Here is a 12383-nt window from a genome sequence, read left to right as displayed (position 1 = left end):
CGGAGCCACCAGCATCTCCATGCGACCGAAGAAGAACGGCCTGATCCACGTCGGCTTCTCCCGCGCCGACTGCCGGCCCTGCCCCATCCGCGCCCAGTGCACCACCTCCGCCCCCCACGTGAGCCGGACCCTGCAGATCCACCCCGAACCCGTCCACACCGCCCGCACACGGATACAGGCCGAACAAGACACCCCCGAGTGGCGCCAGGCATACCGGGCCCGCGCCGGGATCGAAGGCACCATCTCACAAGCGGTCCGAGGCCCCGGCCTGCGACGATCCCGCTACCGAGGGCTCACCAAAACCCACCTGCAAAACGTCCTCACCGGCATCGCGATCAACATCCGCCGACTCGGCACCCACTACGACACCACCACCCGACCAGACCGCCACCCCACCCGCATCCACACACTCTGCACCCAACACGCCATCGCAGCAGCGGCCTGACCCAGATCAAATACTTCGCCAGCAGAGTCGGTGGGCCGACTTCCTGCGCACCCGGCCGCTCCCCGCAGAGGGCTGACCTGCGTCGCGCCGGGTTGACGGGAGCGTGACCCGGTACGGCCGGGGGCGTTGGTTGAGCGTGAGTGGTTTTGGGCGGCTGCCGGGGCCGGAGTGGCAACCGGGTGAGGAAACGATCCTGCGCGGCGCCCCGGACCGGCCGCCGGAGGTCCCGAAGGGGGCGGAGGTGTCGCGGGCGCCGGAGGTGCCCGACGCCCCCGACGGGCCGGACGCACCCGATGCACCCGATGCACCGGACGCACCGGAGGCGCCGGAGGCGCCGGAGGCGCCCATCTACGCCGAGCTGGCCCGGCGCTGGCAGGCCGAGGGGCGAGCCGTCCCCGGACTGCCCGATCCGGTCTGGGAGTCGCTGGCCGCCCCGGCCAGGGCTCAGTCGGCGGTGTCCGGCTCGGGCCGGAGACCGTTCGAAGGTCCGGCCTGGGGTTCGCCCTGGAGTTCGGAGCGGAGGACCCCGGCGGCGGGCTCGGGGTGGAACCCCGGATAGAACTGCCGCGTCCAGCGGCGGAACAGCCCGATCGAACGCTCCCCGGGCACGAGCCGGGGCTGCGCCAGGTACCGCTTGTGGGCCAGCACCGGCCGGTCCTGCTTGATGATCCGCACCGAGGCCCGCAGCGCCGCCCAGGAAGCCGCCCGGTCGACGGCCCGCGCCGCGCCGACCCCCGGCACCGGCACCGTGGCGGTCACCGCGAACCGCACCCTGGTCCGCCACGGCGCGATCGGCGTCGGCAGCACCCACACCCACAAGGTGCCGCCCACCTGCGGCAGTTCCACCTCCAGCCGGCTCATCCCGAGCCCGGCGAGCGTCACCGGCTGCTCCAGGTTCACCGCGCCCAGCCCCGGGAACCGGGTGGTGGTGCGCTGGTGGACGGTGAACAGCGGGCCGGCCACCTCCGGCGGGGCGGTCTCCCGGGTGTCCAGGCCGTGCAGCACCCGCACGTGCCGGAAGTCGACGCTGTTCTCCATCACCTCCTGGGGGTGGGAGGCCACCTCTCCGCTCCACCACGCCAGCGGCCGCACCCCGAGAGCCGGCGGCAGCTCCCAGGTGGGCGAACCGGTGTCCCGGCCACCGTCCGGTCCGCCGTTCAGCCCGCCGTCAGGGCCGCCGTCAGGGCCGCACCAGACGAACAACGCGCCGTCCCGCTCGCACAGGTGGCGCCGCGCCAGCGAGGCCCGGAACCGGACGCCGTCCGGCGAACCGGTGCACGAGCCGTCCGGGCCGAACGCGAAGCCGTGGAACGGGCAGACCAGCTCCTCGCCCCGGACCGTCCCGCCCGCCCCGAAGTGCGCGCCCAGGTGAGGGCAGTGCGGGCCGACCGCGCGGACCGCGCCCCGGCGCGTCCGGTACAGCACCACGTCCTCGCCCATCAGCCGGACGGTGCGCACCCGCCCGGGCGGCAGGTCCCGGGCCCGGCCGACGCAGAACCAGCCGGTGGGGTACGGCAACGGGGCGGCGTGCTCGTCCATGCGGAGTTCACCTCGATGGCTTGACAGCCGTGTGAACGTACCAGGCGACGTGCTCGCGCACGGCGTACATCTCCACCGTGGAGCGGAGATTGATCCACTTGGCGGGATCGCCGAAGCGCCGCACCAGCTCCCACGGCAGTCGGAAGTACGCGTGCACCGCCTCCGAGGTCGGCAGGTAGTGCGGCGTCGCGTCCAGTGCCTCCTCGACCTCGAACCCGGCCCCGGCGAGCAGCCGGGGGAGGTTGCCGGCGTGGTAGATCCTGGCGCCGGTCATCGTCATCGCGTCCAGGAACGGCTCGATCAACGCCCTTGCCGCAGGCTCCAGTTTCTCCAGCGGGCCGGTGCTCATCGGGCCGAGCAGCACCAGCCGGCCGCCCGGGCGCAGCACCCGGTGGAGCTCGGCCAGCGCCCGGGACGGGTCGTAGGAGTGGACCAGCGTCTCCATCGAGTACGCGCCGTCGAACTCCCCGTCGCCGAACGGGAGTCGATGGAAGTCCCCGAAGCGGAACGCCGTCCGCCCGCCCGTCCGCGCCCGCGCGCTGAGCCGGCGGGCCTCGGCGAGGTGGAAGTCCAGGACGTCGACCCCGGTCACCTCCAGCCCGAACCGCACGGCCATCGCCCGCGCCACCACCCCGGCCCCGCACCCGGCGTCCAGCACCCGCGCCCCCGCGGGCAGCGCCAGCTTGCGCCCCAGCACGTCCTGCAACTGCCGCTGCGCCCGCCACAGCCGCCACTTCGACTGCCCCGGCTCCGTCCACCCCCAGTGCCGCGCGTTGCGCGCCACCCGGGTGTAGAACCACCGACTCCCCGCCCGCCCGTACACCCTGCGCAGCCCGGCCAGATCGAGCCCCTCAGCACCCATGGCACCTGGCTACCCGCCCAGCGGCCTCGCTATCCGACGACAGGGGCGGACTCCCCGATGGAGGGAATCATGTGGTCATGTGATGAAGATGGCTCGCGAAAGATCGGTCGGATCGCCCCGACTGTTCAAGCGCGAAGCGCCAAGCCTCGACCTATGGCTCGAACTTGTGGATGGCACCCGTGTCCGGACGTGACCGCCAGGAGCGCTTCAGCTGCGCCCAGCGGGCCTCCTGTTCCTCGGTGAGGACGCCCCGGAGCTCGGCCAGCTTGAGGAGTTGGGCCTCGGCGTCGGCGCCCAGGGGCTGGGCCTCGGCGCGGTAGTGGTCGGTGAGGAGGGCGTCGAGTTCGGGGCGGGTGAGGGCGGGGTCGAGGCGTTGGGCGAGCTTGGCCATGTTGCGGTAGGAGCCCTGGAGGAGGAAGGGGGGCTCGGTGCGGGCGCGGTCGTCCTGGGCGGCGGAGGCGAGGTAGGCGCGGTTGACGGCCAGGACGGTGGAGCGCAGGTGGAGCAGGCCGGCCAGGACGGCGGTCATCCGCTCGGCCTCGGCGGCGGGCCAGGCGCCGGCCAGGGTGCCGCCGGGCAGGCCGCGGGCGCGGGCGAGCAGGGTGTCCAGGTCGGTGCGCTCGGCGGTGGCGAGCGGGGCGAGGTGGGGGTTGGCGGGCAGGGCGTTCTCGACGAAGCTGAGCGCGAAGAGGTCCTCGCGTCCGGCGACGGCGTCGCCCAGGTTCCACACGTCGGCGCGGTTGGCGAGCATGTCGGGCAGCCGGAAGAGGCGGCCGGACTCGGTGTACGGGTTGGCGGCCATGACCACGGCGAAGCGCTTGCCGCGCAGGTCCCACTCGCGGGCCTCGCCGTCCCAGACGCCGTCGATCCGGCGCTGGGCGTCGCACAGCGGGATGAAGCGCTGGAGGAACTCGGGCGAGGTGTGCTGGACGTCGTCCAGGTAGAGCAGCACGTTGTCGCCCGCGTGCAGGGCGAAGTTGAGCTTCTCGAGCTCGCGCCGGGAGGTGGCGTCGGGGGCCTCGGCCGGGTCCAGCGAGGTGACCCGGTGGCCGAGCGCGGGGCCGCTGACGGAGACCAGCAGCAGGCCGAGCCGCTCGGCGAGGTACTCGACCAGGGTGGTCTTGCCGTAGCCGGGCGGGGAGACCAGCAGCAGCAGGCCGCTGCGGTCGACCGGCCCGCCGGACTCGGCGGTGCCGAGCTGCTTGGCGAGGTTGTCGCCGACCAGCGGCAGGTACACCTGGTCGATGAGCCGGTTGCGGACGAAGCCGTTGAGCGGGGCGGGCCGGTACTGGTCGAGCCGCAGCCGGGCGTGCTCGGCGGCCAGCAGGTCGCCGCGCAGCCGCTGGTAGGCCCGGTAGCCGGGCATCTCGACCTGCTCGAACTCCGCTACCCGGGCGAGTAGTTCGTCCAGGCGCAGGTCGAGCGCCCCGCCCGTGACTCGCGGGTGGTCGCCGAGCAGCCCGGTGACCCGGGCGCCCACGGCCCCCTCGGCGGGCCGGCGCGGCAGGGACGGGCAGAGCAGCGCTGCGGCGGCCTCGGCGAGGTCGGCCGGATTGGCGTCGGAGGATCCGGACTCCAGCCAGGTGGTGGCGAGTTGGCGCCGTACGGGCAGCAGCGCGGGCTCCTCGGGCAGTGCGGCCAGCGCCTCGGTGAGGCCGGCCGACTCGGGGGCGGCGCGGAACTTGTCGAGCAGTGCGGCGGCGCCCGCCGAGTGGGCGAAGCTGGGTGCGGCGGCGGCCAGTTCGGCCACCAGGTAGGGCCCGGCGGGCTCCGCTCCCGGGACGAAGTCGGCGACGGCGGCGGTGAGTTCGTCGGCGAGCGAGGCCAGCGCGTCCAGCGCGGCCGCCGCCGGGGCGCCGCCGAAGGCGTCCCGGGCGAGGCCCAGCGAGCGGGCCCGGGTGTGCCAGAGCAGCCGCTGCCGTTCGTCGGTGCCGTGGGCCCAGTACAGCTGCGCGGCCGCCCGGGCGGCCGCCGGGTGGCGCAGCAGTCCGGCCTCGGCGTCGAGCCGGAGCAGGGCGCGGAGCAGCAGCGCGGCGTCGTGGTCGTGCACGCCGCGCTGGTAGCCCTCGTCCGGGCGTTGCTCGGCAGCCCGCCGGACGTACTCCAGCAGGTCGCCGTCCGCGGGCGGCGACCCGGCCTCGGCGGCCGACAGCAGGCTCGCCGCGAGGTACTCGGCGCGGTACAGCCGCGGGGTCTCCGAGGGCAGCGGGCGGTCCCAGTACCGCTCGGTGGCGGCGAAGGCCGGGTCGGTGACGGGGGAGCGGTAGTCGGTGCCGGTGAGGGTGAAGGCTGGGCGCCCGCGCCAGGGCACCAGGGCGAGTTCGGGCCGCTGGGTGGTGACGGCGAACAGGTGCCGGCCCAGTCGCAGGGTGCCGGGGCCGTCTCCGGCGAGTTCGGCGCGGTCGCGCAGGGCCCGGTGGGCGCGGCTGCGGGCGGCGCGCAGCCGGCCGGTCAGCTCCTCGGCCCGGACCCGGTCGCCGAGTGCGGTCAACTGCCCTGCGAGGTCGCGGAGTTTGACGGCCGTCGGGTCGGCGGCGAAGGCCGCCTCGATCTCCTCGGCGGAGTCCAGTGCGGCCAGTCGGCGGTGCAGGGTGTCGAGGATGCGTTCGGCGGAGCCGGCCAGCCGGTCGGCGCGCCGGGCCCGCTCCTCCAGCAGGTGCTGGCGGCGGGCGGTGAGCGCGTCGTGGATCTCGGTGCGCCGGGCGGTGAGCTGCTCGCCGAGGGCCGGGTCGGCGTCGGCGAAGCGGGTCTCCAACTGCTCGATCCGCAGCAGCAGTCGACCGAGCTGCTCGTCGCAGGCCTCGGGGGTGTCGGCGGCGGCGAGCGCGGCGGTGGTGGCCTGGCCGAGCAGGGCGGTCTCGGCGGCGAACTCGGCGGCGGCCTCGCGGGTGCGCAGCTCGCGGCGGCGCACGGTCAGCACGGACCGGGCCCGGTTGAGCAGGCCGAGGACGTCGGCGAGCCGGTCGAGGATCGCGGTGCGGGTGGTGGCGTCGGCCAGGTCGAGGGTGCCGACCAGCTCCGAGACGGTCTGCAACGCCTCGCTCTGGGAGCCGAGTTCGAGCCCCAGCGGCTCGGCCTCGGCGGCGGTGGCGATGGCGGAGCAGCGCTCGGCTAGTTCGCCGGCCCGACGCCGGTGCGGCTCGAAGGCGGTCGGTTCGGCGAGTTGGACGACGGCGCGGTCGGCGGCCTCGGCCAGCCCCTCGGCGAGGTGCGCGGCGAGCGCGTCGATCCGCTGGACGTCGGCGCGCGGCAGCTCGCGCAGCGCCTCGACGCGCCCCTGGGCGCGACGCAGAGCGGCCAGCCGGTCGACCCACTCGGCGGCGTCGGCCAGCGTCTCGCCGCGGGCGGTGCGCAGCAGGCCCTCGACGTGCTCGGCGGCCTCGTCGGTCCGCCGGGCGGCGTGCGCGGTGAGCTGGGCGACGGCCTCGTATTCGGCGACGACCTGCCGGGCGGTGTCGCGGATCTCGGCGAGCGGCGCGGCGAGGTCGCCGAGGCCGCTCTGGCCGAGCCAGTGGTGCCGGTCGGCGGTGCGGGTGCAGGCGGCGAGGACGGCCTGGTGGCCGGCCGGGGTGTCGGCGCCGGCCGCGGCCAGCCGGGCCAGGGCCAGGCAGTCGGCCAGGCCGCGGACCAGGTCGGCGTTGCCGATCCGGGCCAACGGGCCGCTGCCGGACGGCTGTTCGGCGGCGAAGCGCTCGCTGGTGAACGGGGTCTGCCAGAGCTGGACGGTGTGCAGCCGGCTCGGCCCGTCCTCGGCCGGGCGCAGGGCGATCAGGGTGCCGTCGGCGAGCAGCGCGTAGCCCTGGCACGGCAGCGGGGCGGCGGCCTCCTGGCGGACGCTGTTGTACGGCTGGAGCAGGGCGCGGCCGTCGACGGGGGAGCGGAACTCGTACAGCACGTCCTCGCCGTTGGGCGACAGGACGGTGCGCTCGTACACCAGGCCGTCGACCGGCTGGTCGAAGGTGCGCACGGTGCCGTCCACCAGGTGGCAGCCGCCGGGGAAGGCGACGCCCTGGTCGGCGGGCAGCCGCAGGCAGGCCTGGCCGAGCGCGTCGATCCGGGTGACGGTGCCGGTGGGCAGGTGGACCACCAGGTGCCGCTCGGTCTCCTCCTGGTACGGGCGCACGCGCACCAGCAGCAGGGTGCCGATCCGGGCATGGGCGATCCGGGCGTCGGCAAGGGTCTGGAGGGCCTCGGCGAGCGGCTCGCGGTGCAACTCCCGGCCGTCCGGGGTGGTGATGGTCAGTCGGCCGCCGTCGACGCCGACCAGCAGCTCGCCGGCCAGGTCGGCGCGGGGCGGGCGGCCCGGGCCGGCGGGCAGCTGGTCGTCCCGGGTGAGCGCGGTCCAGGGCAGCTGTCGGCCGTCGGCGGGGGTGTGGTCGCGCTCGCCGCGCCCGTCCAGGTAGGACGGCCGGGCGCCCTCGGTGAGGCCGCCGTCCAGGCGCCAGCGCAGCACCCGGACGTCGGTGGCGGCCGGGCCGGTGCGGAAGACGGCGAGCAGCCGGCCGTCCACCGGGCGCAGCCGCTCCAGCCGGGCGTCGCGGAAGTAGCGGCGCAGGTCGGCGAGGTCCTGGCGCAGCCGGGGGTCGTCCAGCAGGGTGCCCTCGGCGGGCGCGGGGGAGAGGTCCGGGTGGTGCAGGCCGAGGACATCGGTGAAGTCCTCGTCGCCGTCGGTGGGTTGGGCCGGGCGGGTGCCGAGCAGCAGCTGCCCGCCGGCGGCGGTGAGGTCCTGCGGCAGGCAGGCCCGGGCGGTGGTGAGCCGCCCGGTGCCGGCCAGCCGCAGCTCCCCGCCGCCGAACTCGGCGACCCGGCGGGCGTTCAACGCCTGGGCCCGGTCGGCGAGTTCGGCGGCGGCTCGGGCGAGCCGGTCACGCAGGACCTCGTAGGTGCCGGCGTCGAGCCGGGCGTCGAGGGCGTCCACGGTCACGGTCACGTTCCTCGGTTGAAGCGGGTTGAGTCGGGTGAGTCGGTCGGATTGGGCGAGTCGGTCGGCTCGGCTGAGACGGTCGGCTCGGGCGAAACGGTCGGCCCGGGTGAGCCGCTCGGCTCGGGTGGGTCGGCTGACGCGGCCGCTCGGCCGGTCACTTGGAGCCGTTGGCCGCGGCGAGGCCGCCGGCCAGTGCCCCGATCGGGGTCTCCGCGACGCCCAGCTTCCGTGCCGAGTCGAGCAGTTGGCGCAGCTGACCGGCCTGGTCGCCGGCCCCGGAGCCGATCAGCTTCATCAGCAGGGCGGACACCGTCAGGTTCTGCACGTCCGCCGTGGAGACCGAGGAGAGTACCCGGGTGAGGTCCTCGGTGAAGCTCGCCCGCCCGTCCAGCCAGGGGCCGGCCAGGGTCTGCGCGGTCTGCGAGTGGCCGACGAAGGCGTCCACGCTCTTGCCGGCCGTCACCGACTGCACCAGCCGGTCGAAGAACACCGAGTCCCCGCCGACGATGTCGATCTTCGCCTTCTCCAGCCCGGCCGCGACCAGCGCCGCCTGGGCCTCGGCGATCTGCCGCTGGGCGTCCAGCCCGGCCAGCCGGACGTCCTTCTCGGCGGCCAGCCGCAGGCGGTACTCCTCGTGCCCGCGCGAGGCCTCGTCCAGCTTGGCCATCGCCGCGGCCTTCTCGGTCAGGCCCTCGGCCTCGGCCTTCAGCTTCCCGCCGATCTCCAGCGCGGCGGCCTTCGCCTTCTCGGCCTGGACGACGGCCTCGGCGCGGCCGACCTTCTCCACCGCCGCGGCCTCCTGCTCGCGGACCTGGACCCGGGCCAGCCCCTCGGCGGCGGCCTCCGCCCGGACGCCCTCGGCCATCCGGATCTTGGCGGCCGCGTCCAGCTCGGCGGCCTGCTGCCGGGCCTCGGCCATCACCAGCGCCTCGCGGGCCTTGTGCGCGGCGGCCTGCTCGGCGGCCTCGGCGGCCTTGATGTCCTTGACGAGCTTCTCCTGCGCCTCGGCCTCGGCCTGGATCACCACGGCCTTGCGGACGCGCTCGGCCTCCTCGGTGGCGCGCAGGGTCTTGACGGCCTCCTCCTGCTCGGCGACGGTGCGGTCCACCGCGACCCGCTCGCGGACCACGTCGGCGACCTCGCGCTTGGCGGACTCGACCTCCTTCGCCTTGGCGATCGTGGCCAGTTCGGTCTCCCGCTCGCGGCCGACGACCTCCAGCAGACGGTCCTTCTCGATCCGCTCGTTCTCCACCGCGATCACCCGCTCGCGGTTCTTCTGCGCCACCGCGACCTCGCGGGCCTGGTTCTCCCGCTGCACCCCGAGCAGCTCCTCGGTGCGCAGGAAGGCGGTCTGGGCGTTGAGCCGCTCCTCCTCCTGCACCCGGGCGATCACCGCGTCCTCCTTGGCCCGCAGGGTCTCGATCTCGCGGCGCTGGCGGATCTCGGCGTCGGCCTGCCGGCGCTCCAGCTCCAGGACGGCCTCCCGGGCGTCCACGTTCTGCCGGGTGATCTCCTTCTGCTCGTTGCGCTGGTACTCGTTGGTGCGCACGTGCTCGATCGCGGTCAGTTCGGTGATCTTGCGGATGCCCTGGGCGTCCAGGATGTTGTCTGAGTCCAGCTGGCTCATCGGGGTCTGTTCCAGGTGGTCGATGGCCGCGTCCTCAAGGGTGTAGCCGTTGAGGTCGGTGCCGATGACCGCGATGATCTGGTCCCGGAACTCGTGCCGGTGGGTGTACAGGTCGGTGAAGTCCAGCTGCTTGCCGACGGTCTTGAGCGCCTCGGCGAACTTGACCGCGAAGAACTCCTGGATCGCCTGCGGGTCGCTGGCCCGGGCGGTGCCGATCGACTGCGCGACCTTGATGACGTCCTCGACGGTCTTGTTGACCCGGACGAAGAACGAGATCCGGATGTCCGCGCGGATGTTGTCGCGGCAGATCAGGCCGTCCCGGCCGGCCCGGTGGATCTCCACCGTCTTGGCGGTGATGTCCATCAACTCGGCCTTGTGGAGCACCGGGAGGACGATCGCGCCGGTGAAGGTCACGTCCACCTTCTTCGTCCGGGAGACGATCAGTGCCTTGCCCTGCTCGACCTTCTGGAACAGGCGGCCCACGAACAGCAGCATGGCGAGCAGGATGAGCAGCACGACGGCGACGAGCACGCCGAAACCCACGGCGATGGTGTCCATCACGGAGTCCTTTGACGAGATGGCGAGTTGGTGCGAAGAGAAGAAAAAAGAAGAGAGGTGCGTTGAAGGCGGAGGTGAAGGGGGAGGGTGAACCGGTGAACCGGTGAGGCGTCAGGTGACGGACGGCGGATCGAAGGGCGCCACCAGGAAGTGCTCGCCCTCGGCGTCGTAGTCGAAGATCAGGGCGGTCCGCCCGGCCGTCAGAGCCGGTTCGGGCTCCGCCGTGCGGACCTGGACGGTCGCGGTGGAGCCGTCCTCCGCGGTGACCTCGGCCTGCCCGAAGTCGGCAGTCACCCGGCCGGTCCGGATCACGCAGACCCGGCCGACGAAGTCCCCCCGGGTGGCCGGCCGGTCCTGCGGGAACAGCCGCGACAGCGGCCGGACGAGCGCCCGGGTTCCCGCCCAGGAGGCGACCAGCGCGACGACGAACACGCCGCCGCGCGCCGGTGCCCCCGAGGTGAGGACGGTGCCGGCCAGGCTGACGAACCAGGCGAGCGCGACCAGCAGCGACACCGCCACCGTCACGGGCACCCCGCCCAGCCCCAGCCTGTCCAGCACGCCCGCGTGGTGGCCGGAGCCGCTCCGGTCGGATCCCCCGTCGGCATCGTGCCCCCCGGCACCGTGCCCACCGTGACCGTGTCCCCCGTGACCGGCGTCCGCGGCGTGTCCGGCGTGTCCCCCGTGCCCGGCACCCAGGTGGTGCCCCGCGTGCCCGACGTCCACGTGGTGCCCGCCGCCGTGCCCCCCGTGCACGGCGCCGGGCACCAGACCGCCGAACAGCATCAGCAACCAGTACCCGACCACCACCACCAGCGCGAAGCTGAACAGCGCCGTCGGAAAGGCCAGCGCGGCCGCGAAGAATCCCCCCATCCCGGCCGCCCTCCCCCGCCCTTCCGACGGCACCGCGCTTCGGCGCCGGGGAGATCATGGCAGTGCCGGGCGCGGCCGCACATTGCCAGGATCCGGCAATCTTTACGCCCTCTTGACACCCTGGTACGCACGGCCCGCGTGACACTGCAACAACCGGGCAACAGGACGACCGTCGGACGGCCGCAACGGGGCCCCGCGGGTTTGGCGCCGCGGGGGCGCAGTGGCGGTACCGCAACCGCGGTGGCGGTGCCGCAGGACGGCGGGACTGCAACCGTAGTGAGCGACACTGCAACCGTAGTGGGTGGTACTACAGCCGTAGTCTCCGGACCGCGCCGGAACTACAGCGGTCGTTCCGGCCAGTTCAGCAGCCGCGCCCCCATGGCCGCCGTCTCCAGGGTGAAGCGCTGGAGTGCGTCCGCCGGGTCGTACCCGGTGAGCGTCTTGATCCGCTCCAGCCGGTAGCCCAGGGTGCGCACGCTCAGGCCCAGCCGGCGGGCCGCCTCCGCGTTCACGTACGCCGCCTCCGCGTGCACCACGATGGTGTCCAGCAGCGGCCGGGCGCCGCCACGCGCCTCGGTCAGCGGGCCGAGCACGCTGCGCACCAGGTCGGCCATGGCGGCCCGGTCGCGCATCAGCACCGGGAAGACCAGCAGTTCCTCGGCCCGCAGCTGCCGGGCCGGCAGGTCCAGCCGGTGCGCGTAGTCCAGTGCGTCCAGCGCCTCCTCGTAGCTGCGCGGCACCCCGCTGGGCCCCGAGTGCCGGCGGCCGGTCGCCACCCGGCGCACCGGCCGGTAGCCCGGCCCGGGGCGCAGCGCCAGCTCGGCGAAGGCCTCCAGTACGGCCCGCTCGGCGTCGGGGGCGATGCAGACCAGCCGGCCGTCCTTGCTGGCCAGCAGCACGTCCCGCTCGCCGAACCGCCCGCTCAGCTCCCGCTCCACCCGGTGCACCAGCGGATGCACGTCCGCGAACGGCTCGTCGCCCACCGCGACGGCCACCGTGTACGCACCCGCCAGCCGCAGCCCGAAGCGCTCCGCGCGCTCCGCGAGCAGTCCGAGGTCACTGCGACCGAACAGCAGGTCGTCGATGAACTCCCGCCGCGCCGCCTCCTCCTGGCGGACGGCCAGGCGCTGCGCCCGCTCGTGGCCCTCGCCCAGCGCGGCCAGCGCGGCGTCGGTGGCGCCGAGCACCGCGTCGCCCATCCGGCGCAGCTCGGTGACGCTGCTCGCGGCGGTCGTCCCGGGCAGGGTCTGCCAGGCTCGCCGGGCCGCGGCCAGGCAGTGCGCGACCACCTCACGCAGCCCGTACCCGGCCTCCGCGCAGTGCTCGCCCAGCTTGCGCAGGCGCTCCAGCTCCTCGCGGCGCAGCAGCCGGCCGGTTCTGGAGACGTCGGCGAGCAGGACGAGGTAGACCTCGGCCAGCTCGGTGGGTATGTCGTGGTCGTTACCCTCGATCACCGTGTCCTGCCATCCCCCGTACGGCCTGGTGTTTCGGCGCTGAACTTATCAGGGACGCCCCAGGTCGGGACGGCTGCGGCGGCCCCCGCGGCCGGTCGTGGGCG

The 12383-nt window shown here is 74.5% G+C and carries 7 protein-coding genes; 1 reads left to right on the top strand and 6 read right to left on the bottom strand.

Features of this window, described 5'->3' with window-relative positions; translation table 11 throughout:
- The coding region (locus tag ACGF0D_RS05625) for a transposase (RefSeq protein WP_392914085.1) at positions 1-445 on the top strand (445 nt) is incomplete at its 5' end.
- A 444-nt stretch (positions 446-889) separates the two neighbouring features.
- On the opposite strand, the gene ACGF0D_RS05620 is transcribed toward ACGF0D_RS05625, so the two are convergent.
- The 6 genes from ACGF0D_RS05620 to ACGF0D_RS05595 all read right to left on the bottom strand — a co-directional run bounded on the left by ACGF0D_RS05620 (position 890) and on the right by ACGF0D_RS05595 (position 12279).
- Entirely contained in the window at positions 890-1984 is a 1095-nt protein-coding gene (locus ACGF0D_RS05620; RefSeq protein ID WP_392914084.1) for an aromatic ring-hydroxylating dioxygenase subunit alpha, read from the bottom strand.
- Between the two features lie 7 nt (positions 1985-1991).
- Entirely contained in the window at positions 1992-2846 is an 855-nt protein-coding gene (locus ACGF0D_RS05615) for a class I SAM-dependent methyltransferase (protein WP_392914083.1), read from the bottom strand.
- Between the two features lie 151 nt (positions 2847-2997).
- Complete coding sequence (locus ACGF0D_RS05610; protein WP_392914082.1) at positions 2998-7770, bottom strand: DNA repair ATPase; 4773 nt, start codon at positions 7768-7770, stop codon at positions 2998-3000.
- Between the two features lie 154 nt (positions 7771-7924).
- On the bottom strand, positions 7925-9955 hold the full coding sequence (locus tag ACGF0D_RS05605; protein ID WP_392878657.1) for a flotillin family protein: 2031 nt from the start codon (positions 9953-9955) through the stop codon (positions 7925-7927).
- A gap of 111 nt (positions 9956-10066) precedes the next feature.
- Positions 10067-10825, bottom strand: coding sequence for a hypothetical protein (locus ACGF0D_RS05600; protein WP_392914081.1), 759 nt, complete (start codon positions 10823-10825; stop codon positions 10067-10069).
- A 338-nt stretch (positions 10826-11163) separates the two neighbouring features.
- On the bottom strand, positions 11164-12279 hold the full coding sequence (locus ACGF0D_RS05595; RefSeq protein WP_392914080.1) for a PucR family transcriptional regulator: 1116 nt from the start codon (positions 12277-12279) through the stop codon (positions 11164-11166).
- Positions 12280-12383: the final 104 nt, after the last annotated feature.

Origin of the sequence: Kitasatospora sp. NPDC048298 (genome assembly GCF_043201465.1) — a bacterium.
Taxonomy (GTDB): domain Bacteria; phylum Actinomycetota; class Actinomycetes; order Streptomycetales; family Streptomycetaceae; genus Kitasatospora.
This window is presented reverse-complemented; position numbering and strand designations above follow the sequence as displayed.

Excerpts from the sequence above, each read along its gene's own strand:
- ACGF0D_RS05620 (WP_392914084.1), bottom strand. The coding sequence starts at position 1,984 with ATGGACGAGCACGCCGCCCCGTTGCCGTACCCCACCGGCTGGTTCTGC.
- ACGF0D_RS05615 (WP_392914083.1), bottom strand. The coding sequence starts at position 2,846 with ATGGGTGCTGAGGGGCTCGATCTGGCCGGGCTGCGCAGGGTGTACGGG.
- ACGF0D_RS05605 (WP_392878657.1), bottom strand. The coding sequence starts at position 9,955 with ATGGACACCATCGCCGTGGGTTTCGGCGTGCTCGTCGCCGTCGTGCTG.
- ACGF0D_RS05600 (WP_392914081.1), bottom strand. The coding sequence starts at position 10,825 with ATGGGGGGATTCTTCGCGGCCGCGCTGGCCTTTCCGACGGCGCTGTTC.